Origin of the sequence: Propionispora vibrioides (assembly GCF_900110485.1) — a bacterium.
Lineage (GTDB): Bacteria > Bacillota > Negativicutes > Propionisporales > Propionisporaceae > Propionispora > Propionispora vibrioides.
On record NZ_FODY01000002.1, the window covers coordinates 173,629 to 199,947 of the forward strand.

The 26,319-nt window shown below is 51.6% G+C and carries 18 protein-coding genes; 4 read left to right on the plus strand and 14 right to left on the minus strand.

The annotated features are described in order from the left end of the window. Positions 1-39 precede the first annotated feature (39 nt). From BMW43_RS02740 to BMW43_RS02765, 6 genes are all read right to left on the minus strand, one after another. The gene (locus tag BMW43_RS02740; protein WP_281246112.1) at positions 40-2,646 is read right to left on the minus strand and encodes a glycogen/starch/alpha-glucan phosphorylase; all 2,607 of its coding nucleotides are present in this window, start codon (positions 2,644-2,646) and stop codon (positions 40-42) included. Between the two features lie 190 nt (positions 2,647-2,836). Further along, positions 2,837-3,940, minus strand: coding sequence for a glucose-1-phosphate adenylyltransferase subunit GlgD (glgD, locus tag BMW43_RS02745; RefSeq protein ID WP_177173438.1), 1,104 nt, complete (start codon positions 3,938-3,940; stop codon positions 2,837-2,839). A gap of 38 nt (positions 3,941-3,978) precedes the next feature. Continuing rightward, positions 3,979-5,139: a glucose-1-phosphate adenylyltransferase gene (locus BMW43_RS02750; RefSeq protein WP_091743871.1), complete on the minus strand. Its 1,161-nt coding sequence runs from the start codon at positions 5,137-5,139 to the stop codon at positions 3,979-3,981. Positions 5,140-5,285: 146 nt separating this feature from the next. Beyond that, the gene (locus BMW43_RS02755) at positions 5,286-7,715 is read right to left on the minus strand and encodes a glycogen/starch/alpha-glucan phosphorylase (RefSeq protein ID WP_091743872.1); all 2,430 of its coding nucleotides are present in this window, start codon (positions 7,713-7,715) and stop codon (positions 5,286-5,288) included. 79 nt (positions 7,716-7,794) lie between these two features. Beyond that, positions 7,795-8,877 (minus strand): glucose-1-phosphate adenylyltransferase subunit GlgD, encoded by a 1,083-nt coding sequence (glgD, locus tag BMW43_RS02760; RefSeq protein WP_091743873.1) that lies wholly within the window; start codon positions 8,875-8,877, stop codon positions 7,795-7,797. Between the two features lie 37 nt (positions 8,878-8,914). Then, entirely contained in the window at positions 8,915-10,090 is a 1,176-nt protein-coding gene (locus tag BMW43_RS02765; RefSeq protein ID WP_091743874.1) for a glucose-1-phosphate adenylyltransferase, read from the minus strand. Between the two features lie 426 nt (positions 10,091-10,516). On the opposite strand from BMW43_RS02765, the gene BMW43_RS02770 reads away from it, so the two are divergent. Then, a complete protein-coding gene (locus BMW43_RS02770) occupies positions 10,517-12,643 on the plus strand; it encodes an EAL domain-containing protein (protein WP_091743875.1) in 2,127 nt (708 codons plus the stop codon). Between the two features lie 134 nt (positions 12,644-12,777). Here BMW43_RS02770 and BMW43_RS02775 read toward each other — a convergent pair whose 3' ends face one another. Then, positions 12,778-13,827, minus strand: a complete 1,050-nt coding sequence (locus BMW43_RS02775) for a M48 family metallopeptidase (RefSeq protein WP_091743876.1) — start codon at positions 13,825-13,827, stop codon at positions 12,778-12,780. Between the two features lie 503 nt (positions 13,828-14,330). On the opposite strand from BMW43_RS02775, the gene ccpN reads away from it, so the two are divergent. Genes ccpN through ppdK form a run of 3 tightly spaced genes read left to right on the plus strand, consistent with a single transcriptional unit; the run spans position 14,331 to position 18,472 of the window. Next, complete coding sequence (gene ccpN / locus BMW43_RS02780) at positions 14,331-14,984, plus strand: transcriptional regulator CcpN (protein ID WP_177173439.1); 654 nt, start codon at positions 14,331-14,333, stop codon at positions 14,982-14,984. A gap of 17 nt (positions 14,985-15,001) precedes the next feature. Next, complete coding sequence (locus BMW43_RS02785) at positions 15,002-15,814, plus strand: pyruvate, water dikinase regulatory protein (protein WP_091743877.1); 813 nt, start codon at positions 15,002-15,004, stop codon at positions 15,812-15,814. Beyond that, positions 15,815-18,472, plus strand: coding sequence for a pyruvate, phosphate dikinase (gene ppdK / locus BMW43_RS02790; RefSeq protein ID WP_091743878.1), 2,658 nt, complete (start codon positions 15,815-15,817; stop codon positions 18,470-18,472). Between the two features lie 69 nt (positions 18,473-18,541). Here the strand turns inward: ppdK and larB are convergent, their stop codons facing one another. From larB to BMW43_RS02825, 7 genes are all read right to left on the minus strand, one after another. Continuing rightward, positions 18,542-19,288 (minus strand): nickel pincer cofactor biosynthesis protein LarB, encoded by a 747-nt coding sequence (larB, locus tag BMW43_RS02795; RefSeq protein WP_091743879.1) that lies wholly within the window; start codon positions 19,286-19,288, stop codon positions 18,542-18,544. After that, positions 19,285-20,130 (minus strand): ATP-dependent sacrificial sulfur transferase LarE, encoded by an 846-nt coding sequence (gene larE / locus BMW43_RS02800; protein ID WP_091743880.1) that lies wholly within the window; start codon positions 20,128-20,130, stop codon positions 19,285-19,287. The genes larB and larE overlap by 4 nt, the downstream gene beginning before the upstream one ends. Further along, positions 20,117-21,490, minus strand: coding sequence for a nickel pincer cofactor biosynthesis protein LarC (larC, locus tag BMW43_RS02805; protein ID WP_091743881.1), 1,374 nt, complete (start codon positions 21,488-21,490; stop codon positions 20,117-20,119). Before larC ends, larE begins: the two co-directional genes overlap by 14 nt. 87 nt (positions 21,491-21,577) lie before the next feature. After that, on the minus strand, positions 21,578-22,390 hold the full coding sequence (locus tag BMW43_RS02810; protein ID WP_091743882.1) for a CYTH domain-containing protein: 813 nt from the start codon (positions 22,388-22,390) through the stop codon (positions 21,578-21,580). Then, the gene (thiM, locus tag BMW43_RS02815) at positions 22,387-23,244 is read right to left on the minus strand and encodes a hydroxyethylthiazole kinase (protein WP_091743883.1); all 858 of its coding nucleotides are present in this window, start codon (positions 23,242-23,244) and stop codon (positions 22,387-22,389) included. Before thiM ends, BMW43_RS02810 begins: the two co-directional genes overlap by 4 nt. 87 nt (positions 23,245-23,331) lie before the next feature. Next, positions 23,332-24,948, minus strand: coding sequence for a peptide chain release factor 3 (locus BMW43_RS02820; RefSeq protein WP_091743884.1), 1,617 nt, complete (start codon positions 24,946-24,948; stop codon positions 23,332-23,334). Positions 24,949-25,035: 87 nt separating this feature from the next. Continuing rightward, positions 25,036-26,316 carry a DUF445 domain-containing protein gene (locus tag BMW43_RS02825; RefSeq protein WP_091743885.1) on the minus strand — a complete coding sequence of 427 codons (1,281 nt, stop codon included), beginning with the start codon at positions 26,314-26,316 and terminating at the stop codon, positions 25,036-25,038. Positions 26,317-26,319: the final 3 nt, after the last annotated feature.

Below are 26,319 nucleotides of genomic sequence, written 5' to 3' on the forward strand. Positions count from 1 at the left end.
GCTGCACAATTGTGCAGCCTTTGTATTGCCCCATTTAGTTTATTGGTAAGGATAGCCTTCGGGTATACGGACATTTTTTTTAACCTTGACCGCTTCCCTTATCTGTTTTTCACTAGCCGAAAAAGGAAGCGTGTCCGGTCTGATATGCCAAATATCAGTGGCATACTCGGCAAACGTTCTGTCACTGGAAAACCTGCCGGAATGAGCAATATTGGCGCTACACATCTTGAGCCAGACCGGACGGTCCTTGTACCGCTCGTCTAGAACCTGGTGAGCCGCTTCATAGGAGGCAAAATCTTTCAACACGAAAAAGTGATCTCCCTGGTGCAGCAGACTGTCAAAATGCCCACGGAAAAGGTCGCCGGCGGCAGGGAAAAAACCGTTGATCAACTGATCGACCACCTGTCTGAGCCGCTCATTGTCCTGATACACCTCCCAGGGATTGTAACCGCCGCCGCGGTAGTAGGCAAGCACCTCTTCGGCGGTCAGGCCAAATACGATAATATTATCTTCGCCTACAGCCTGCTTTATTTCGATGTTGGCGCCATCCAGCGTGCCGATGGTCACCGCTCCGTTCATCATAAATTTCATGTTCCCCGTGCCGGAGGCTTCATAACTGGCAGTTGGAATCTGTTCACTGACATCGGTGGCCGGAATAATCAGTTCAGCCAGGGACACATTGTAGTTTTCCAGAAAGACCACTTTTATTTTATCCCGGATGCTTTTATCGTTGTTAACGAGATCGGCCAGGCTGTTAATCAATTTAATAGTGTTTTTGGCTATATGATAATTGACAGCCGCCTTGCCGCCGAAAATAAAGGTGTGAGGCTCAATATCCAGCAGAGGATTTTCCTTCAGGCGATTGTATAAAGCCATGATATGCAGCACATTCAAGGTCTGCCGTTTATAAGCATGGATTCTTTTGACCTGGGAATCGAAAATCGAATTGACATCTAAGGTAATCCCATGCTTTTCTTTCACATATTTAGCCAGGGCCACCTTATTCTGCAGCTTAACCTTAAGCAGGTGGTGCTGAAAAGCCGTATCCGCGCTATGCCGCTCCAGTTGAGCCAGTTCCTGGGGGTGCTCCACCCAGCGCGGGCCGATGGTATCGGTGATGAGCTGCGCCAGCGCCGGATTGCATAGGGATACCCAACGCCGCTGGGTTACGCCATTCGTCTTGTTATTAAACTTGGCAGGAGAGAAATCGCAAAACTCTTTCATAATCTTATTCTTCAATATATCGGTATGCAGCTCGGCCACACCATTTACGCTGTGGCAGCCGACAATTGCCAGATGAGCCATATGAATCCGGTTATAGGAGATGATAGCCATCCGGCTGATTCTGTCCCAGTCACCGGGATAGGCTTCCCACAAAGACCGGCAGTAGTATTCGTTAATGTCCCGGACAATCAGGTAAAGTCGGGGCAGTACGGTGCGAAACAGATCTTCCGGCCAGGTTTCCAGCGCCTCCGGTAAAATGGTGTGATTGGTGTACGACATGGTCTGAACGGTAATGTTCCAGGCTTCTTCCCAGGTAAGCTGTTCTTCGTCCAGCAGAATCCGCAGCAGCTCCGGGATGCATAGCACCGGATGAGTGTCATTAATGTGAATGGCTATTTTGTGCGGAAACTCCCGCAGATGTCCGTTATTTTCCCGGTAATTGCGAATAATGCTCTGCAAGCCGGCAGATACCAGAAAATACTGCTGTTTCAGCCGTAACGCCTTACCTTCATAGGTTGAATCGTCAGGATAAAGTATATTGGACAGTTCCTCCACCGTTTGGCTGTATTCCACCGCCTTCTGGCAGTCGCTGCCGCCCTGGGGGGCGCAAACCACTTCACTTAACCTGGCTTCGGCACTCCAGAGGCGAAGCGTATTGACCATACCGTTGCGATAGCCGACGACCGGAACATCATAAGGAACGGCCAGCACCGTTTCATAACCCTCGTGAATATACTGGGTTTTGCCGTTGCTTTTTATCCGGACATTGCCGCCAAACCTAACCTCAACAGCTTCTGCCGGCTTGCGCACGTCCCAGTAGAACCCGTCCATCAGCCAGTCATCAGCATATTCACGCTGGTATCCGTCAACAATCCGCTGCTCAAACAAACCATAGCGGTAACGCATTCCCATGCCATGACCCGGTAACCCCAGTGAAGCCATGGAATCAAGATAACAGGCTGCCAGCCGGCCCAGACCGCCATTGCCCAGGCCGGGGTCCTCTTCAACCTGCCGGAGCGTACGTAAGTCCAGTCCTAGTTCACTTAGCGCCTGCTGGCAGACTTCATTCAACCCCAAATTATACAAATTGGACCCTAACAGACGACCCAGTAAAAATTCAATGGAAAAATAATATACCTGCTTCGCCCCTGTCCGCCGGTACTTCTCCTTGGTATTTAACCAGGGCTCGGCCAGATAGTCACGGACCAGCGAGACCAGGGCATTGTATTTGTCCAGATCGGAAACCCGCTCCAGTCCATCGCCGTACATCCGCTCCACTTTATTTCGATAATCCTGTTTGAACTGTTCCACCGTAATCCCGCTATCGGCCGGTCCGGCCTGAGCGGCATCAAGGACAGCCGTTCCCGGTTTGACTCCCGGTTTTATTGACGGGCGGCCGCTCAAATTCCTTTCCATATCCATCTACCGCGCCTCCTTTACGATCTAAGCTATCTGAAATTTTGCTACCTGAGTACCTTTCGTCACCTAAATGCCGGGAATCATTTTGCAGGATTTTTCCGCTCCCCCTCGGTCGTCGCTTTTGCATAGACCGCTATGCACAGCTCCGCTGTCTTTAAGGGAACAAAAAATCCTTGCAAACTTATTCTTTACTTTAAGTAACGCAAGGTACCAGCAGCGGATTTTGCCAGGTTCCGGCCAACTGCTGTCCGGCAGCAACAACCGTCCGGCTGTCACATACCGCATAATCAACAACCGCTCCCGATTCAATCCGGGTTCCCGGTAAAACCAGACTATTTCTAACGACCGCATCCCGGCTCACCTGCACGCCTCTAAATAAAACACTATTTTCAACCACACCCTCAATCCGGCAACCGCCGGCAATCAGCGAGTGAGCAACTTGCGATTGAGTGGTATATTTCGCCGGAGGTTCATCGCCGGTCCGGGTATAAACAGCCCGGAGCGGGACAAACAGGTCCCGCCGGACCATTGGCTCCAGCAAGGCCATATTGGCCTGATAGTAGCTCGGCAGGGAATATACCGGAAACACATGATGATTAACGCCAAACCCATAGCAGCGATACCGGGACATCTGCGGCAGCAGGCAGTGGTGGATAAAGTCCTGTTCCGCCGCTATATCACTTCCCTCCAGCAGAGCGACAAACAATTCCTTATCTAACAGAAATACCCCTGTGGCCAGCGAACTGTCAGGCGTTCCGCTTACAGTATCGTCCCAAGCGCTGATCCGCCCGTCCGAGTCGCAAACGGGCCTTAAAAAATCGTCAGGCATTTCGCCGCGCCAGGATTGTCCGGCATAGACGACAGTTATATCAGCCGCCCGGTCCTGATGAAATCGCAGCACCTCGCCATAATCAAGCGGACAGACGATGCTGTCGCCGCTAAAAGCAACGTAGTTTTGCCGGCTTCGCTTGATCCATTCCAGCTGCCGCCGCAAGCCGCCGACATCGCCGCCGTGCTCCCCCGAGAGGGCAACAGACCAGGGAAACACCCGCAAACCTTCCTGCTTGCGCTCCAGATCCCAGTCCCGGCCCGACCGCAGATGTTCAAACAGGAGCGGATGAGGCCGCTCCATAAACACCCCTACATGGGCGATACCGGAATGCACCATGTTGGATAAAATAAAATCAATCAGACGGTATTTACCGCCAAAGGGCAAAACTGCCCGCGGCGGCTGCTCACCTGCCGTTCCCAGCAAGGATTCGCTGCTGTCCAGACTGACAATTCCCAGAATGTCCATATACATTCTCCTAGCTGCCGGTCGGAATCCGCCGGCCTTTATTGCTGATTAAATACGGTGGCGCGGGGAAAGAACATATGGCTGCCGGTCAGGGTAATGCCGGCTGTCATATCAGCTTGTCCAATCCGGCACCCCTGCTTAAAGACACAATTTGCCCCGATAACGGCATGTTGAATATCCACCTCACTGCCAATATCGGTCCGGGGCATGACGATGGAATTTTTTACACAAGCCGATTTAGCCACCGTCACACCGGGGAAAAGCACCGAGTTCTCCACCGTGCCAAAAACGTTGCAGCCTTCGCTGATAATCGAAGCGGCAACCTTGGCGGCCGGTGCGATGTAATGGGGCGGGTGCAGGGAGTGTCCGGAGTAGAGCGGCCACTCTTCATCATAAAGATCAAATTCAGGGTTGTCTTTCAATAAATCCATATTAGCCTGCCAGAAACTATCCACCGTACCGATATCTTTCCAATATCCTGTAAAGGGATAGGCGTACAGCCTGCGGTTTTCAGCCAACATCCTGGGCAGCAAGTCCTTGCCGAAATCATGGGATGAGGCAGCCTCCTGGCTGTCCCGCAGCAAATATTTCTCCAGTGTCCGCCAAGTAAACACATAAATTCCCATTGACGCCAGGTTGCTTCGCGGCTGGCGCGGTTTTTCCTCAAACTCACCAATCCGGCTATCTTCCGTCACGTTCATAATGCCGAATCGGGAAGCCTCAGTCCAGGGAACCTTGATGGCGGCAATCGTAACATCAGCCTTTTGCTGACGATGGTAATCCAGCAGCAAGCTGTAATCCATCTTGTAAATATGATCACCGGATAAAATTAAAACATACTCAGGCAAAAAAGAATTGACAAAATTCAAGTTCTGGTAGACGGCATCGGCCGTACCGCGATACCATTGTCCACCTCCGTTCCTGACAAAAGGCGGCAAAATAAACGCACCGCCCCCCCTCCGGTCCAAGCCCCATGCACTGCCTGTTCCAATGTAGCTATTAAGCGCCAGTGGTTTATACTGTGTTAAAACTCCGACTACATCTACTTCCGAGTTCTGGCAATTGCTTAGAGTAAAATCAATGATGCGATATTTGCCGCCAAAGGGCAGCGCCGGTTTAGGCAGCCGTTTCGTTAATACCCCCAGACGGCTGCCCTGTCCTCCGGCCAGTAGCAGGGCCACACATTCCTTTTTGCGCATGAACCAGCCGATTCCCCCTTCCATCAAACTATCCGGATTCCTATCTAGCGTTTATTTTGCCTTTTCACAGCCGCTTTATACCGGCCGGACAAAAACAGGCGTTGCCAAAAAATGTGGCCGGCGTACAGGCCGGCCACATTACAATGCTAACCAGTTATAATAACGGGCTTAATCTTCCAAATTCCCACCGAATACTCCGACCCCATACGGTCACTGGAAAAAATGCCCGAGTGGGCAATATTCATCAGCGCCATTTTCTGCCATTCCCGGCTATGGCGGAATTTATTCTCCACCACCCGTTGCGCGTCACAATAGGCGGCAAAATCCTTTAACACAAAAAACTCATCGTTATTATGCAGCAAATCATTATAGAGTGGTCTGAACTCTTCCCGCTCCTCCTGGAAAAAGCCGTCGACCAACTGCTCCATAACGGTTTTGATGCGCGGATCATTGTGGTACATATCCCAGGCGCTATAACCGCCGTAATGGTAGTAATCAAACACCTGCTTGGCAGTCAGGCCGAAAATGACGATATTGGCATCACCTACCGCCTGTTTTATTTCAATATTGGCCCCATCCATCGTACCGATGGTAATGGCGCCGTTCATCATAAATTTCATATTGCCTGTGCCGGAGGCTTCCTTGCTGGCAGTGGAAATCTGCTCGCTCACATCGGCGGCCGAAATAATCATTTCGGCTAGAGAGACACTGTAGTTTTCCAGGAACACCACCTTAAGCTTTCCCTGGATGGCGGTGTCATGATTGATTTTTTCCGCCAGCACATGAATGAGCTTGATGGTTTGCTTGGCAATATAGTAGCCGGGCGCCGCCTTGCCGGCAAAGATAAAAGTTCGCGGCACCATGTCCAGTTGGGGGTTCTCCCGCAATTTATTGTATAGATGCATAATGTGCAATACATTGAGAATCTGCCGCTTATAGGCATGAAGACGTTTTACCTGCACATCAAAAATCGAATCTACATCCACCTGAATATCGTATTTATTACTGATAAACTGGGCCAGTTTCAGCTTATTCTGACGTTTAATAGCGGCAAACTGTTGCTGCAGGCTTTCATCCTGGGCGTAATTTACCAGTTGGATTAAATCACAGGGATATTTGATCCAGCTGCTGTCGATAGTCCGGGAAATCAATTCCGCCAATGCAGGATTGGACTTGATCAGCCAGCGGCGATGGGTAATCCCGTTGGTTTTGTTATTAAATTTATACGGGTACAGCCGGCTGAAGCCGGCAAAGGTATGATTTTTCAAAATCTCGCTGTGAATCTGGGCGACGCCATTGACACTGTAGCTGCCGACAACCGCCAGTCTGGCCATGTGGACCTGCCCGTCGGCGATAATCGCAATCTCACTCACAGCATCCCAGCTTTGTGTTTTATCCCATACTGTCCGGCATAGCCGTTCATGAATTTCCTGGATAATCAGATAAATCCGCGGCAACAGCTTCTCCAGCATGTCGACAGGCCATTTTTCCAGCGCCTCCGGCATAGTGGTATGGTTGGTGTAGGATATGGTATTGACGGTAATGTTCCAGGCCTCTTCCCACCCGAGTCCCGCCTCATCTATCAGCAGGCGCATCAATTCCGGGATGGCCAGCGCCGGATGAGTATCGTTGATATGCACACCGACCTTCTCCGGCAGGGTTCGCCAGGGCAGCGCCCGTTGCTTAAAGCAGTGTAAAATACTTTGCAAACCGGCCGAGACAAAAAAATACTGCTGTTTTAAGCGTAAAAGCCGGCCCTCATAGTGGGTATCGTCAGGATAAAGAATCTTGGAAATGCGTTCGACTGAATGACGGTACTCCACAGCCCGTGAATAATCGCCCCGGTTGAAGGATGACAGGTCAAAATCAATGGCCGCCGGTTCCGCGCTCCAGAGCCGCAGGGTGTTCACCGTCCGGTTCTGATAACCCACAATGGGGATATCGTAAGGGACGGCCAGAACCGGTTCGTAATCTTCGTGAACAAACATCCATTTGTCGGGCTGAATAATTTGAGTAATCCTGCCGCCAAACCGGACCTCCACTGTTTTATCGGCTTTGCGGTATTCCCAGATATAGCCGTTTTTAAGCCAGTTATCAGGCAGTTCCACCTGGTGATGATCAACGATTTTTTGTTCGAACAGACCGTATTTATAGCGGATACCGCAGCCATGACCGGGCAAATGCATGGCGGCCATAGAATCCAGCAGGCAGGCCGCCAGCCGTCCAAGCCCGCCGTTGCCCAACCCGGCGTCGGGTTCCGCCTCGGCCAGCGCCGCCAAATCAATGCCAAGCTCCGCCAATGCCTGGCGACAGGGTTCCTTCAACCCCAGATGGATTAAGTACATATCCAATAATTTGCCCAGCAAAAATTCCATGGAAAAATAAAAAACCTGTTTTTCATTTTTTGAACGGTATTGCTGCCTGGTCCGTATCCAATTTTGACTGATCACTTCCCGGACACAAGCGCCAAAAGCCATGTATTGTTCGTATAGATCGGCTTCCTCCAGCCCCTTGCCATACATGGACTGCAACTGATTAATAAAACTGTTCTTAAATCCGGCTTTATCAAAATTCACGTCCCGCTCTCCTTTCCTTGCCAAGCAGACCGGCCTGACGCCGCCGCTTCGCCGCTGTGGTTCTTGCACCAGATTCTGCTTACTGCGACAGCGCCGTGCCGGAAACGACCATAGCCAGCCCGCCCGTTCCTTTCAGGCAATTTCCCCGGGAAATACGCACATCCTGATCGCAGATCACATTTTCCAGCCGGACGTCACCTGTAATATGACAGCCAGGCATAACGATACTGTTTTTTATAATCGCCCCAGGCTCTACTGTCACACCATGAAAAATGACGCTATTTTCAATAACACCACCAATCAGGCAGCCACTGGCCACAATGGCATTTCGTACCCGGGCTCCCGTCAAATAAACGGCCGGCGGTTCCTCCTGATCGCAGGTATAGGTCATGCCTGCCTCGGCGAAAAACTGCTGCCACTTTTCAATGGTCAGAAGCTCCATATGGTGGCGGTAGTAACTTTGCGCCGAACCGATGCCGGCCACATAGCCTTTATGCCGGTAGCCGTATACACGCAGCCGGCCTGTTTGTTGCAAAACTCCGTCCAGTATGGTGTCGTAAGCACCACCCCGGCAGCCGGCGCTCACCAACTCTAAAAATAAAGACTTACTCATCAGGCACATATCCAGTGAAACCATTCCCTGGGTGGCAAGTCCCCGGACGCGACCATCTGCGTCCAGCAGCAAAGCCGTGTCTCCCGCTATTTTTTCCGCCAGACCTTTATCTCCCACCACCAGAGTTACATCAGCCTTGTGCAATTGATGAAAATGCTTTACCCGGCGATAGTCAAGGCTGCAGACCAAATGGCCGCCTGCTAACAATATATAATCCTGACGGCTGGCTTCAATATAGTCCAGATTGTGGTAAAACCCGGTTACATCGCTGTCTCCCTCATTGCGGAGCGGTAAAAAAAGCAACCCACCCCGCTTCCCGGCCAGCTGCCAATCCCGGCCGGAACGCAAATGATTCATAACCGCCCGGTATTGCCCTTGCAGCAATACTCCGACATTCTCTATACCGGAATTGACCATACTGGATAAAACAAAATCAATTACCCGGTACTCACCACCAAACGGCAGCACCGCGACATGTCGTATTCCGCTCATTTCAACCGGTGCCGCCTGCTGCCGGCCGAAGGAAATAAGCCCCATCACATTTTCCATAATCCGCTCCTTTATTGAACTGCTTTTTGCTTGCCGGCTACCCTACCTGCTTCCGCGGCAGAGCAGCTTCCGGTTGATGTCCTCGCGCTTCGTTCCCCGCCTTACCGGCAATCACAATCGGCTCTCCTTCGCTGCCTATTTGGACACCGCTGCCGATCCTGGCCTGACTGTCGACAATGGCCCGGTTGATTTGAGCCTGTGCACCGATATAGGCATCAGGCATAAGTACGGAATTTTTCACCTTGGCCCCTTCTGCAACATAGACTCCCGAAAAGACTACGCAGTGCTCCACCTCGCCTAAAATGGTGCAGCCCTGATTGATTAACGAATCGGTTACCCTGGCCGATGCGGCGATAAAATGAGGCGGCTGGATTTTAAACGGCGAATAAACAGGCCAGCGGCCGTCCCGTAAATCAAGCTTCGGGTTGGGTCCCAGCAAATCCATATTAGCTTCCCAAAGGCTGTCTACCGTCCCCACATCCTTCCAGTAGCCGGCATGGGTATACGACTGCATATTTTCACCTTCCGCCAGCATGGCAGGTATGACGTTTTTGCCAAAATCATGCTCCGACCGTTCGGTCAATGCATCGCGTTCCAGATAGCGACGCAGTTTATCCCAGGTGAAAATATAGATTCCCATGGAAGCCAGATTACTGCTCGCCTGTGAGGGTTTTTCCTGAAATTCGGTAATCCGGCCGGCTTCATCTACTTGCATAATGCCAAACCGCCCCGTATCCTCCCAGGGAACCCGGATGACGCCAATGGTTGCCGCCGCCTGCTTTCTCTTATGCTCCTCCAGCATTTTCCGGTAATTCATTGTATAAATATGATCGCCGGAAAGCACCAGAACATAGGCGGGCCGGTGTGCCTCGATGAAGTGAATGTTCTGGTAAATGGCATCGGCGGTTCCCTTATACCATTCGGCACTCCGCTCCCTGGTATAGGGCGGCAGGATAGCTACACCACCATGCTTTTTATCCAAATCCCAGGCACTGCCTGAGCCGATGTGACGATGCAGCGCCAGCGGTTGATACTGTGTCAGTACGCCCACAGTATATATGGCGGAGTTCCGGCAATTGCTCAACACAAAATCAATAATCCGATATTTCCCGCCAAACGGCACCGCCGGCTTTGCCGTCCTTTTCGTTAAACTTTCCAAACGGCTCCCTTGCCCGCCTGCCAGTATCATGGCCACACATTCTTGACTTGACATGCACCTACTCCTCTCAGTCATTATCATCGTACCGTCCTGCTGAATGAAATTCTGTCAGGCGTTTACGCAACAGGCGCAAGGCTCGCTGCGCCCGTACATACAATGTCTATGCCGCAGGTGCTGGCGCTATGACAAATAAATAAAGCCGGACAGCGTGCCGTCCGGGCCAAACAGAGGATTTTAACATATTCTGTAGAATAATGTTGTAATTTACCTGAATCAACCATTTACTGGCGTCAATTTACTAGGGAACCGCTGATTTAATGAGCCTGCCGGCCTGGCGAGAGATTTTTTCGGCTGGCAGGGAAGTAAAACCGCAGGAATAGCGGTCCCTATTTCAAAGTTTTGCTGACGCAGCCAGACGGAAAAAGATCCGTCTGGCTGTGCAGTGTGAATAAATCAGTGGTTCCCTAGGAGGCCTTACCGATGCACCTATTATGGATTCATGCCCTGGCGGAGAAATTGGCTAAAAACCGTTATTGCCTGGCAGTCCGCCGCAGTCTGATCGTTATTTCCCCGGCTGCCGTAGCCGGTTCCTTTGCCACCATGATCACTTTTTTCCCTGGGCTGTCTTTTCAGCAGTGGATGACTTCCCTGTTCGGAGCTTCCTGGTACCGCGGTGGTCAGGCCTTGATAAACAGTTCGTTTTCCATCATATCCATTCTTTTCGTTGCAGCCATCAGCTACTTTTTAGCGGAAAGCCATCCCCGTAACAGTCAGGGAAAACTGCATCCCCTGATTGCCTCGTTTGTCTCTCTCTCCTGCTTCATCCTGCTGCTGCAGCCTTTCGCCCAGGCTGAGGTGGGCGGCCCCTGGCTGGGAAAAAGCGGTCTGCTCTTGGCCATCATTACAGCCTTTGTCATGACCGAAGCCTTTCTTTATCTTTGTTCGCTGCCGGCCATCAATATCTCCCTGCTGGCCGATGAGGAAGAATCACTGATCATCGGCCAGGCCGTCTCGGCCATCATCCCCTACCTGCTGCTGCTTGCCGGCTGCTTTGCCGTCAAAGTTCTGTTGCACCAGCTGGCAGTGTACGACATACACGCTTATCTCAGCACGCAGCTCAGTCATCTGTTTACCTACATAACCTGGCCGCTGGGCCGGGCCTTACTGTTTGTCCTGCTGGTGCAAATCCTATGGTTTTTCGGCATCCATGGCAATGACCTGCTGTTTCCCGTTATGCGCGAGGTTTACTCTCCCGCCGGGTTGGCTAATCAGGCGGCGGTCTCGGCCGGATTGCCGCCGCAGGAAATATTTACCGACTTTTTTTTCAATCAGTTTGTCTTTCTGGGCGGCTCCGGCGCTACCCTCTGCCTGATTGTCTGCCTCCTGTATATTGCCAAGCACAAAAGTACCCTGCGCATCGCCCAGCTTTCTCTTATCCCGGGTTTGTTCAATATCAATGAAATCCTGTTGTTCGGCCTGCCGATTGTAATGAATCCGCTTTACTTCCTCCCCTTTCTCCTGGTTCCCGCCCTATTAACCTTTATTTCCTATGCCGTGATTAGTGCCGGTCTGGTTCCCACCCCCAGCTATTACGCCACCTGGACCACCCCGGCCTTGTTCGGCGGTTACTGGGTCACGGCATCCTGGCAGGGAGCTTTGCTACAACTGGCAAATCTGTTGTTAGGACTGTTTATCTACCTGCCTTTTGTTAAAGAAGCCGAGAAAAAGAAAGAGACCGAAATTCACAACTCTTTTATTTCCTTAATCCAAACCGCCGATTATTGGAATACACCTACTCCCCAGCATTTGCTGGAAAAAAATGACCGCCAGGGTACCATGGCCCGTTCGCTGGCCCGTGATCTGCTGCAGGCATTGGAAAAAAACGAGCTGTTCCTGGAGTATCAGCCCCAGGTCGATGCCACCGGTCAGGTCATCGGCGTCGAAGCCCTGCTGCGCTGGACCCACGAGGCCTATGGCAGGATACCGCCGCCGGTCATTATTACGCTGGCTGAAGAAGCGGGCATCATTGACCGGCTGGGAAAATGGATCATCGACACAGCCTGCAACCAGCTAAGAGCCTGGAAGCAGGAAGGACTCCCTTCGCTGCGCCTGTCCATCAACGTCTCGGTATTGCAGCTTTATCAGAAAAACCTGCTGGAAGATATCGCCGTCGCCATTGATCGAAATCAGTTGGACCCGCACGAATTGGAAATAGAAATAACCGAGAAATTCGCGTTAAGCAATGATCAACGCTCCCTTTCCACACTGGAGGCCCTCCATCGCTGCGGCGTCCGCATTGCGATCGACGATTTCGGTATGGGCCACAGCTCGCTCCAATATATTAAATACTTTCCCGTCGATACGCTTAAGATCGACCGCTCGCTTAGCCACGATGTGCTGGAGGACAGAAGCTATCAGGAAATTATTACCTCCATTGTCTCATTATGCAGCTCCTTGAACATCGATGTCATTGTAGAATATGTGGAAACCGACAAGCAGCGGGACCTGTTAAAAGAACTGGGATGCCTGCGCTATCAGGGTTATTTGTACAGCCCGGCGCTGCCGGCCGGCAAAATTCCCGACTTTGTACGCCGGCATCCCCACTAACCCCAAAAAACAACTTCACAACCTACCGCTTCTGCAAAAGCTCCTACTCATTTTTTCCACACCAACATAGCCAGCCTGCCTGGCAAGCTAAAAGGGGAGCCGGCCTGATCGTCAATCAGGCCGGCTCCCCTTTGTTATGTCTGACGCCAGCTTCTCAATTTAGTTAAATACTCGGCCGCCAAATCCATGACCGACATATTTTGCGCCGCCGCATCCTGCGACGTCAGCGTAATGACCGAACGGTCATCATAATATACGGTGATGCCATTTTCGTCATGATCCAGAATATATTGATCGGGATTATAGTCGGGCAGTTGCCTGAGCCGGAACAATGTCCCGGCTACGAAATAAGCCCGGTATGCCGGTTTGTACCCGGCATATTCGGCCGTAATCGGCGGCAGCGACCAATCGCCGTCCACCACTTGCGCCTCCTTCCCGTCCGCCCCCTCATTAACGGTCGGGGATATATTCTGATCTTTTATGTACCCTTCCACCGCCTTGATCCGGGCCTGCCCCTCCGGGTGGTCGGAAAACAAATCGTAATGATATTTCTGATCCATAGTGGCCAATTTCTCTAAGCCAATCAACATGCTATAGGGATTGTAACCGGCCCGGTAAGTATGTACGAATCCCAAATAATCGGCTTCCCGTTCATCAGAACGGCTATAGCCGGCCATAATCGCATTGTAGGCCAAATTTTGCAGCAACGCCCCCCTGTCGCCAAACAGCACGCCGAATAAAATATTCATACCCAGTCCCTTTTCAATCTGGCGCACGCTATGGCGCTTGACAATATGCCCGATCTCATGTCCGATAACTCCGGCCAGTTCCTCATCGGAAGGCATGAGGTCAATCAAGCCTTTATAGACATAAATAAAACCGCCCGGTACGGCAAAAGCGTTAACCTCTTTTGAATTGAGCACTTTAAACGTATACGGCAGGTCTTGACGGTCACACACGGCAACCAGACGCCGGCCGATCCGGTCGACCCGTTCCTGCAGAGCCGGATCATCCAGCAATCCATACTGCTTTTCCACCTGTTTGGCCACGTTGCGGCCCATTTCAATCTCATCCTTGGTGCTGATTAGCGTTCCCGCCTGAGCCACCGGAAACTGAACCCCTTGCAGGAAGATCAAGATACCCAGACAAAAACTGAAAATCAGGCGCACTCCCAACCGAACCATCGTTACCTCCTGGGGGAACCGAATTAAAAGCAGCCATTTGGTGCACGCTGTAGAGAGAAGCAGCCCCCTCACCTGCCGCCAACTGCATTCTATATTAATCTTAATATTCTCGCCAAAGCAGAAAAATCCTGCCACACGACCCCTGAGGCATGTTTTCAAACTAACGGAATGATCCCTGGCGAGTGATTTTTGTGCCAGACAATGCAACATTTTTTGCAGGAATAGGGGTCCCTCTTTTTAAAAAAGGGTACCGAAATATCGCATAAAAGGCACCGGCAGAGGACATTGGGGCTAGTTTAAAAACGCTCTCTAATGCCTCGGTCATCACAAAGATACTATAATTCCCCTAAAAACTACACCATTAGTCAAATAAAGCCGCTATTAAAGCTAATTATTTATGTAAATAAATAAAAATTTATTCCTTTTATTGCCACATGAACAAAATCGTGGTACTATTATTAATGATTTATCTTTTAATATCGCGCCATATTTCAGAAAGGAAGGTGACCGTCATCGATTTAACAGTCAGACAGTCCAATATCTTAGAAATAGTAAAACAATCCGGTCCTATTACCGGGAAAGATATCGCCGATAAACTTGGCCTCAGCCGGGCAGCCTTGCGCTCTGACCTGGCCGTACTGACCATGTCCGGTCTATTGGGAGCCAGGCCACGGGTCGGCTATTACTACACGCACAAGACTCCTTCCGACTATATTGCCACTATATTAGGCAATATCCAAATCAGTGATGCTCATTCCTTACCGGTTGTCATCCGGGAGAACTGTTCGGTCTATAATGCCATCGTAACGATGTTTACCGAAGATGTCAGTACTATTATGATTGTTTCCGAGGGAGGTTTCCTGGAAGGCGTGGTTTCCCGCAAAGACCTTCTGAAAGCCAGTATGGGTGATAGAAATCTTACCGAACTGCCCGTAAAAGTGGCCATGACCCGTATGCCGAATATTATTGTCACCACCCCGGATGAGCCGGTGCTGGACGCCGCAAAAAAGCTCCTGAACCATCAGGTGGATGCTTTGCCGGTAGTCAAGGTTGTTGTTGTTGACAAAACAGAAAAATTACAAGTTGTAGGACGTTTCACTAAAACCAATATAACCAGGCTCTTTGTCCAACTGGCCGATACCGGTTATAGCATATAAGGAGGCATATTTGAATCATGAACACAATACCAATTGTATATATACTGTCTGACTCAATCGGCGAAACCGGCGAAATCGTGGTAAAGGCAGCCATCAGCCAATTCGGTTCAGGGCGTGTGGACATCCGGCGCATTCCTTTCCTGGCGTCGGAGGAGCAGGTGGACGAGGTGTTATCCGAAGTGGAGGCGGTCGGCGGCATCGTTGTCTACACGCTGGTAGGCCCGGAGCTAAAGTCCTATCTGGAAAACAAGCTACATGAACTCAATCTGGCTCACGTAGATATTATGGGACCACTGCTAAACGCTTTTAGCAAGGTAACCAGTCTGCAGCCGAAAAATGAACCGGGAATTATCCGTAAAGTGGATAAAGATTATTTCAATAAAGTAGCAGCTATTGAGTTTGCCGTCAAGTTTGACGACGGCAAGGACCCGCGTGGCCTGCTACGGGCCGATCTCGTACTGATTGGCATATCCCGGACATCCAAGACACCCTTATGCATGTATTTAGCCCATAAAGGAATCAAAATGGCCAATGTCCCACTGGTGCCCGACGTAACACCGCCTGATGAGCTTTACCAGATTCCGACCAATAAAATTGTCGGCCTGACAATCAGACCGCCTCTCTTGCTGGAAATACGCAAAGAGCGGTTAAAAACGATGGGGTTATCTCCTGCTGCCGACTACGCCAGTCCGGAACGGATCTTTTACGAAATTGATTATGCTCTTTCGATTATGCGAAAAATAGGTTGCCCTATTATTGACGTAACCAATAAAGCAATGGAAGAAACAGCAGCCAAACTGCTGGATTACTACCGTAAAGGAGCGATGTAAATGTCAAACTATGTGTACATGTTCACCGAAGGACGCGCCGACATGAGGTCTTTGCTTGGCGGCAAGGGTGCCAATCTGGCGGAAATGACCAATCTTGGTCTGCCGGTACCCTGTGGAATGACCATCACGACAGAAGCATGCCGGGATTATTATCGGGTCGGCGGGTCCTTCCCTGATGGCTTGCGGGAAGAAATCCTGGAAAAGCTAAAACTCGTCGAAAGCAAGTCCGGTAAGAAACTGGGTGATCCGGGCGACCCACTATTGGTTTCCGTACGGTCAGGCGCCGTATTTTCTATGCCTGGCATGATGGACACCATCTTAAATCTCGGTCTTAACGAAACAACGGTCCAGAGTGTGGCCAAAAACACCAACAATCTGCGTTTTGCCTATGATTCCTACCGTCGTTTCATTCAGATGTTTTCCGATGTCGTGCTGGAAATACCCAAGCATGAATTTGAGTACATATTGAGCAAGGAAAAAGAAACTGTCGGCGTTGTATACGACCAGGAGCTGTCGGCCCAGTCGCTGCGTAACGTCATCGACAAGTATAAGGAGCTGGTGGAAAACCAGACCGGACGCTCCTTCCCCGAAGACCCGCTGGACCAGCTCTTTATGGCGGTCGAAGCGGTCTTTAGATCCTGGAACAACCAACGGGCCATTATCTACCGTAATTTGAATAAAATCAGCCATGACCTGGGAACGGCTGTCAATGTGCAATCCATGGTTTTCGGCAATATGGGCAACGACTCAGGCACGGGCGTTGCGTTCAGCCGCAATCCTTCCACCGGCGAAAACATCTTGTACGGCGAATATCTGATGAACGCCCAGGGAGAAGATGTGGTAGCCGGCATCCGCACACCGCAGCCAATTGCCCAATTACAACAGGACATGCCGGAAATCTACGGCCAATTTGTGAACATTGTCCAGACACTGGAAAATCATTATAAAAATATGCAGGATATTGAGTTTACCATTGAACGGGGCAAGCTCTATATGCTCCAATGCCGTAACGGCAAACGTACCGCCCAGGCAGCCGTAAAAGTTGCCCATGACATGGTTCAGGAAAATCTTATCGGCAAAACAGAAGCGCTGCTGATGGTGGAACCGGAACAGCTCGATCAACTCCTGCACCGGCAGATTGACAGTTCAGCCAAGCTTACGGTCATTGCCAAGGGTTTGCCAGCTTCACCGGGAGCGGCCTCCGGTCAGGTGGTTTTTGACGCCGACAAAGCGGAAAAGATTGCCAAGCTCGGCATCAATGTCCTCATGGTACGCATGGAAACAACGCCTGACGACATTCACGGCATTATCGCCGCCGAAGGCGTTCTGACCAGTCGGGGCGGCATGACTAGTCACGCAGCGGTAGTGGCCCGCGGCATGGGAAAACCCTGCGTCTGCGGCTGCGAATCAATAAAAATTGATTACGCTAAACAGGAATTTACCGTAGGCGGCCTGACTATCAAGGCCGGCGACGTCATCTCCATCGACGGTGCTACCGGCAGAGTCATCTCCGGTCAGGTGCCGATGAAAGATCCGGAACTCTCAACAGAATACACTACGCTGCTGGGTTGGGCCGATGAAGTGAAAAAACTGAGCGTCAGGGCTAATGCCGATACTCCCGAAGATGCCGCCAAAGCTCGCGCTTTCGGCGCAACCGGCATCGGTCTTACCCGTACCGAGCACATGTTCATGGGTGCCGACCGGCTCCCCTTCGTTCAACAGATGATCCTGGCCGAAAGCCTGGAAGAACGCCAGGATGCGTTATCCCACCTGTTACCGATTCAGGAGAATGATTTCTACGGCATACTTCAGGCCATGGAGGGGCTTCCTGTCTGCATCCGTTTGTTAGACCCGCCGCTGCATGAATTTTTGCCCAGTCTGGAAGAATTGCTGGTAGAAACGACGAAACTGCGCACCTCCGGCAAAAATGCCCAATTGCTGACCGAAAAAGATTCCCTGCTGCGCAAGATACGACAATTGCACGAGTTCAATCCCATGCTGGGACACCGTGGCTGCCGCCTCGGCATTACCTTCCCGGAAATCTACGAAATGCAGATCCGCGCCATCTTCAATGCGGCAGCCCGCCTGACGAAAGAAGGCTATACCGTACTGCCTGAAGTGGAAATACCGCTCACCATCGACAAGGCCGAACTAATTTTCTTTAACGACCGGATTAAAACGATTGCCCAGGAAGTCTTTGCCGCCTACGGCACTTCGTTCCACTACAGCTGCGGCACTATGATCGAAATTCCCCGGGCCGCCCTGTTGGCCGACGAATTGGCGGAAGTATCGGAATTTTTCAGCTTTGGCACGAACGACTTGACCCAAACCTGCATGGGCTTTAGCCGTGACGACGCCGAAGGCAAATTCCTGCCCTACTATCTGGAACAGAAAATATTGAAGGAAAATCCCTTTATCGCCCTTGACCGCAAAGGCGTGGGCCAACTCATGAAGCTGGCAGTGGAAAAAGGACGGCAAACCCGCCCCGACCTGATCACCGGTATTTGCGGCGAACATGGCGGCGAACCCAGTTCAATTGTCTTTTGCCATCAACTAGGCCTGGATTTTGTCAGTTGCTCGCCCTACCGGGTGCCTATCGCCCGGCTGGCGGCTGCACAAGCCGCAGTCAGCCAGGGAGAAAACCTGGGCACCCGCTAATCCCCGTATAAAAAAGAACAACCCCCTTTCTGTCCCCGGACGCTTACGGGACAAAAGGGGGTTGTTCTTTTACAGTTTATTGATGATGCTGGCGCTGTAAGCGGCGCCAAAGCCGTTGTCAATATTGACAACCGTCACTCCGCTGGCGCAGCTATTCAGCATAGTAAGCAACGGCGCCAACCCGCCAAAGTTCGCACCATAGCCCACACTGGTCGGCACGGCAATAACCGGTTTATCCACCATGCCGCCGATCACGCTGGCCAGCGCGCCTTCCATACCGGCCACCACAATAATAACTTTAGCGCCGCGGATGATTTCCATTTTGGCAAACAGCCGGTGAATGCCGGCCACACCGACATCAGTGATCTTCTCCACCCGATTGCCCAAGGCTAAAGCCGTTTCCGCCGCCTCTTCCACCACCGGCAGATCGGACGTACCGGCAGCCACAATGGCAATATAGCTGTCCGTCTGCTCTGCAGCCTTACGCCGGACGGTAATCGTCCGTCCCAGCGGATTATAAGCCGCTTCTTCCGTCAGTTCCGCTACCGCCCGGTACATCGCTTCATTAGCCCGGGTAGCCAGGATGGTAACATCCCGGTCTAGCATAAAGGCTACAATTTCCCGTACCTGCTCCACCGTCTTACCTTCGCAATAGATAACCTCCGGATACCCCACTCTAAGCTCGCGGTGATTGTCAATCGTGGCAAAACCAAGCTCGGTAAAGGGCAAGTCCTCCAACGCCTGCTGAGCCTTTTCCACACTTACCTGCTGGTCGTGGACCAATTGCAGCAAGTGCTTTAGCTCCTCTTTGTTCATCCTGCCGCCTCCTTACCGTTACTGCTCCCTGGCAGAACTGCCGAACCCAGTTGTTCATTCAGGCTGCCCATGCGGTATCCTTCCAAATCCAACGAAACGTACCGGAACCCGTACTCCTTCAACTGTCCGGCAATCCGGTCCAGCAGCGGCACATCAAACAGCTTGCCGCGGTCGCCGCGGGGCACCTCAATCCGGGCGATTTCACCATGACAGCGGACTCGTACCGCCCGAAACCCTATGCTCATGAGATAAGTTTCCGCCTTTTCGATTTTGGCAAAATCGTCAGTCTTCAATTCATTCCCATAAGGTATTCTGGTTAGCAGGCAGGCATAGGGCGGTTTATCCCAGGTGGGTAAGCCCATATCCCGGGATAACTGCCGGATCTCCGCCTTGGTAAGCCTGGTTTCGAGCAACGGACTGCGGATGCCTAATTCTTTTAACGCCTGCAATCCAGGACGGTAATCACCGGTATCGTCAAAATTTGTCCCGTCAACCACATAGGTAAAGCCTTCTTCCCTGGCTTTGGCCTGGATCAGACTGAACACAGCCTTTTTACACAGGTAGCAGCGATTTTCCGGATTAAACCGGATTGTATCTAATAGCGGTACTTCCAGTATTTCATGGGCAGCACCGATTTTACCGACCAATTCTTTAGCCTCTTTTATTTCCCACCGCGGAATATACGGCGAAAGGATGGTTAGGCCCTTCATGTTATTTCCCAGCGTTTCATAAGCCGCCTTTAGCAAAAAGGTGCTGTCCACTCCGCCGGAAAAGGCCACCACCACCTTGCCCAGTTGCTGCAACAGAGCTACAAGCTCTTTATATTTTTCACTTGCTGGCATAGCCCTTTTCCTCCATTAGCTTTGCTACTTCCCGGTAGATGAACGTCAGCGGCACAGCGTGCGCGGCGGCAGAGCGCCGGCAGTCCTCATATTCCGGCTTATATTTAACCAATTTTCCACCATAATAGGCCTTCTTCACACTGATCTGGCCGTAGCAGGTATCCAATGTCTCGAATTCACGGTCCAGCATAATTTTTTCCACCGGGTATTTGCGCACGCCTAGGGCCGTCGTTTCCTGCAACAGCAGGTCCAGCACCGCCTGTTCGTTGGCAGCCTCGGCCAGTACGCTGAGCGTCGTGGCCAGTCGTCCCTTTTTCATGACAATCGGACTTTTCCATACATCAAGTGCACCGGCGGCAAACAGCCGTTCCTCTACGTAACCGTATTGTTCGGGACTCATGTCGTCCAAATTGGTCTCCCATATCCACTGCCCGGTTTTAGCCGCACTTCGGCTATCGTCGCGGCCCAGATACACCCGGAGAACATTGGGGATATCCATATCCCGGTGACCAATGCCATAGCCTGTTTTCTCAATGATAAAATCGATTTCATCGGTAAATTGGTCCACATTAGCCGCTAAAACGGCCGCCCCCGTCGGCGTAGTCGTCTCAAAAGGAACAAGACCGGACTTGACCGGAATTCCCTGCAAAAGCTCCGCTGTCGCCGGCGCCGGCACCGGCATAACCCCATGGGCACATTTCACAAAACCGCCGCCTACCTGCACCGTCGATGCCAGAATCTTGTCCACCTGTAAATAATCCAGCGCAATGGCGGCGCCAACCATATCGACAATCGAGTCGGTCGCCCCTACCTCATGAAAATGAACCTCTTCCACCGTCTTGCCATGAACTTTGGCTTCCGCCGCCGCAATCTTCCGGAACATCCGGCAACTTAGTGCTTTGACCCGCTCACTTAAGCGACTGTTATTGATGATCTGCTCAATATCATACAGATTCCGGTGTACGTGGGGCTTGTCCCCTTCCCCGGCAGCCGTTGACGAGCTATGATGATGATGGGCATGCTCTTCCTGTTCATGATGGTGATGCTCATGTCCATGGTGATGATGATCATCATCATCGTGGTGGTGGTGATGATCGCCATGTCCCTGATTATGGCTATGCCGATCTCCTGTTTCATCCGCCTGGGCCGGTTCAGGTTCCGCCGTCAAATGAACCTTCACCTGCGTACCGGTTATACCCTGTTTCATCGCCTGTTCTACAGTAATAACATATTCGCCGCCAAGCTCCAGCTTGGCCAGTTCCTGGCGCAAATACCCCTCATCCACACCCAGGTCCAGCAAAGCCGCCAGATTCATATCGCCGCTAATTCCGCAAAAACAGTCATAGTATAAAATTCGCACCACAAGTCCTCCTTTGCTCCGGGAAACTCCCGCTTTATCGTTAAGCCAAAGACCTGCCGGTTTAGATAACCGTGCAGGTCTTCCAGTTTACAGCAATTTAGCCCATAAATCCAAAAGTGAGGCTATTTCCGCCTGCAGGACGCCACGCGTCGTCAGTGGATGTCCGGCGCAGTCATCCAGTAAGGCCTGCAAATGTATAAGCATGGCCGCTGTCCGTTGCTCCGGCGACGGCAACTCCGGTGTTTCCGCCAGGCCGGCCAGAACCAGAGCCCGGTGGTATTTGCTGCTCGATTCCAGCACCAGTGGGTAGCGACGGACTAAAGCAGCCCCCAGCCGAAGCACTTCGGCCGGCTGCCCGCTTTTCAGCTCCAGCTCCAGTTCCAGAATAGGAGCCCGTTTGCCGCCGGCAACAATCTCGCCCCGGTCGGCCGCCACTTCGATCCCGGTATGTCCGGCCCGCTCGATATATAGTGTGTGCCGTTCAAACACAGTGCTGCATAACGGGACTAGCTGCGCAGCCCCAATGGCTTCCGCCAGCAAAGCTCCGGCCGGACTGTGCTTAAAAACCGTAAGATCTACCGCCGGACCGTCAACCGGAACATTCCACTCCTGCCGCCGGTGCAATCCACCCGTCGCTGTACCGCCTCCCTTGACCGTAGCCATCCATTGTCCCGACTCCTGCCGGATACGGTAGGTCAACCGCTTTTTACGCAGTTCACCACTTGCGGTATCATAATAAACGGCCTGCAGCATATCCCGCCGCCACTCCGGCTCAACAGCCATCTGCCGTAAGAAATCATCCTTCAGCAATGTCTCCCAGCCGGCTGCTTCGCTAAACCGCAGCTTTAATTCCAATTCCGTGTCGCTTGTCATGATTCCTTCTGCCAGCCTTTCGTTCACAACTCGCCTTCCACAGTTAACGGTTCCAGCGGCGCCGGGGCTGTGGCAGCCTCCGTCAGCAGAGCCACTCTGTCTTCGGCCGCTTTCTTAAATTCTTTATAGCTTAAATTATACAATGCATCCAAAAACTTCGGCATAAAACTGCCCGGCCCCTTGCTATTTTCTGCGGCTTTTTGGGCGGCAGCGCCATAAAAGGCCAAAGCGGCTAATACACCTAGCTGCGGTTCATCCGCCACAGCCAGAAAAGCACCGGTAAGCGATGTTAAGGCGCAGCCGGTACCAGTTACCAGTTGCAGCAGTTCATGTCCCGTAGCATTGGTCATCACCGCCTGTCCATCAGTCAGATAATCGGTGGCACCGGTGGCAACCACCAGTGTCGAGTACTCCAGAGCCATTTTTTTCACCGCCGTCAAGTCAAGACCGGAATCTGCACTGTCAACCCCCTTGACTTGCCCGGCCGTCCCGGCAATAAAGCCGATTTCACCGTAATTGCCGCGAATCAAAGCAAGACGGACATCCTGCAAAATTTGCCCGGCAGTGATATTGCGATAGGCGGTGGCTCCTACTCCCACCGGATCGAGGATAACTGGCTTTTGAAACTTATTGGCATATTCACCGGCCTTTAGACAATACCCCACCTGCCGGGTATGCAATGTCCCGATATTCAATACCAGCACGCTGCAAATTCTCGCCAGGTCCTCTGCTTCCGCAGCCCCCTCCGACATAATAGGTGAAGCGCCTGCCGCCAAAAGGACATTTGCCGTAAAATTAGTCACCACTGTGTTGGTAATGTTATAAACCAGTGGATTTTTTTCTCTTACCGCCTCCCGGACAGCCCATAAATCCTTCAACATGAAACCAGCCTCCTCTCATTCCCTTCATACTGTCTTACCGTACACCAGACAAAACCGCCTGTGCATACCTTTTCTCTAGGACGTGTTTTAATTTCCCTCTTCAATGCTGCGTGAATCCTCCGGTACCGTCAAAAACCGTATATTCGGATTGCGTTCCACAATCCAGTTCAGCGACCACTCATTGTTAATTAAAGCCACTGGGCGGTCTTTAATATCCTGGACCAGCAAACCGCTGTCCATGCTCTTAATAGCCTTGATATCCGCTTCACTGCCGGCCAGCCAGCGGGCCACGCCAAAGGGAAGCCGGTCCATGATGATGGTAACGCCGTACTCGTTTTTCAACCGGTATTCCAGTACTTCAAACTGCAGGCTGCCTACCGTGCCAATGACAAAGGACTCCACCGCACTGTCGGGCTGCCGGAAAACCTGCACGGCGCCTTCCTGGGTAAGCTGAGTCATTCCCTTGACAAACTGCTTGCGCTTCATCGTATCCTTCGCCTGCACCCGGGCAAACTGCTCCGGCGGAAACACCGGAAAATCCTGAAAGGTAAAGTCGCGGCCAAGCGGGCATAAAGTATCGCCGATACCGAAAACGCCCGGATCAAACAAGCCGATGATGTCACCGGGATAGGCTTCCTCAATAATAGCCCGTTCCTGCGCCAAAAACTGTTGCGGTTGAGCCAGCTTGATCGGTTTGCCGGACTGCACATGCAGCACTTCCATGCCGCGGGTAAACTTGCCGGAGCAAATCCGGATAAAGGCCAGGCGATCACGGTGGGCCGGATTCATATTGGCCTGGATTTTAAAAACAAAGGCAGAAAATTCTTCCCCATCAGGCTTGATCTCGCCCTGGGAAGACAAGCGCGGCGCCGGTTCCGGCGCTAACTGCAGAAACTCTTCCAGGAAGCTCTGAACCCCAAAATTCGTCATGGCACTGCCAAAGAACATGGGGGTCAGCTCACCCGACTTAACCTTGGCAAAATCAAACTGATCGCCCGCCATATCCAGCAGTTCAATATCCTCACAAAGAGCGTTATGTATGCTTTCCCCCAAGAGTGCTTTAAATTCCGGATCATGAACATCTCCGGCTTTGGACGCCATGGCCGTGCTGCCATGGTTGCCCTTACCCTCAAACAGCTCGATCCGGGCCAGCTTACGATTATACACACCCTGATAGTCGCCGTCCACGCCAACCGGCCAGTTCATCGGATAAGCCCGTATACCCAGCACATTCTCAATTTCTTCCATCAACTCAAAAGGATTTTTCCCATACCGGTCAAGCTTGTTGACAAAGGTAAATACCGGGATGCCCCGTTGTTTGCAGACATAGAACAGTTTTTTCGTCTGTTCTTCAACGCCTTTGGCCACGTCAATCAACATGACGGCACTATCAGCGGCCATCAAGGTGCGGTAAGTATCCTCACTAAAATCCTGATGCCCGGGAGTATCCAGAATATTAATCCGGTATCCGTTATAATCAAATTGCAGCACACTGGAGGTAACTGAAATTCCTCTTTGCTTTTCAATTTCCATCCAGTCGGAAACGGCGTGTTTCTGCGCTTTACGGGCCTTTACCGATCCGGCTAGACGAATGGCACCTCCGTACAGCAGTAATTTTTCCGTAAGGGTTGTTTTACCGGCGTCAGGATGAGATATAATGGCGTAGGTGCGCCGCTTTCTTGTCTCTTCGATTAATTCATTCATTATCCAGCTAGAATCCTCCCATTTCAATTGCTACTACTACTATAGTAACAGGCAGTAAAATTGTCAAATAAATATATTATGGAAGCTTTAATGAAACACCGCCAGCAACGGCTCATAAAGAAAATGCAGAAATAAAAAAAGTACGATGCCAACCAAACCGCCAACCACTGAACCGTTAATCCTTATCCACTGCAGATCATTGCCTACCCTGCTTTCCACAAACCGGCTCAATCGTTCGTCACTAAAGGAAGCCAGCGCTTGCCTGATTACCAAACCAATCAGCTCATGCCGGCTTTCCAGCATACGGTTTAACAATCGACGGGCTTCCCGGTCCAGCCTTTTCCTTAAGGGGACATCCTGCTTAAACTGGCGCCACAAACGGCCGCTTTGCCAAAGCAGCCATCTATGCACAGGCGATCGCGGCGTAAGTGAGTCGGCTACCAGGGCCTGGATCAGTTTAACGGCGGTTTGGTAAACGTCAGGCTGGGTCAGCACGGCTACTTTCCAATGCTCTACCGCCTCATCCCACTCTGCTGTATGCTGAAACGCTTCCGCCAAGTCGATCACCTGTTCTTCCAGCCAAGTTCGCAGCGGTGTTTCGCCGCCGGCAAATTCCTCGACGGCCAGCACCAGCTCGGCATGCACCGCAGTGGCAGCCTCCTCCAGATTAATACTGTCGGTTTGCTCTCCCAGCCAAATGACGGTCTTGCCAAATAGCGACCGCTCCTTGCTTGCCTTGAACTCCTGTAAATATTGGTAGATGGCGTCCTTACTTTTATCGGAACGGACCAAACTCAATAATTCGGCAGCTACCCAATCGAAGAAATGGCGATAATAGCCCTGTTCAACCATCCAACCTGCTGCCTGTTTGGCAGTTGGCGCCAGTTGCAGGCTATCGGTTGCCGCCTGTTTAATCATGTTTTCCAGAAGTTGGGTTATAAAGGAAGAATGCAGCCAGACAACGAGCTGCCGGCGATGCCGGAGCAGCCAATCGGTCAGGATGGGCTGCTCCCGTTCCTCCCGTTCCACCCAAGCGATCAACACCGTCGTAACCGATGTTTGAGCCAGCCGCTGCTTAAGAGCGGCAACGCTGAGCAAGTCGCGTTCGATAAAATCGGCGATGGCGTCAATCATTCGCTGGCGGTTGCGCAATAAAATGGCCGTATGCCAGGGAAAGCCCAGCGGCTTTCTGAACAAAGCCGTCACGGCAAACCAATCGGCAATGCCACCGGCTAAAGCAGCCTCCAGACCGGCATAACATAGCTCCAGCCAAAAAACGCCCGGCATAGACTGTTTAACGACACGAATCAGCAAAAATAAAACAAATAGCAATCCCAATATCCAGTTAGCCCTATCCTTATACGGCATAGC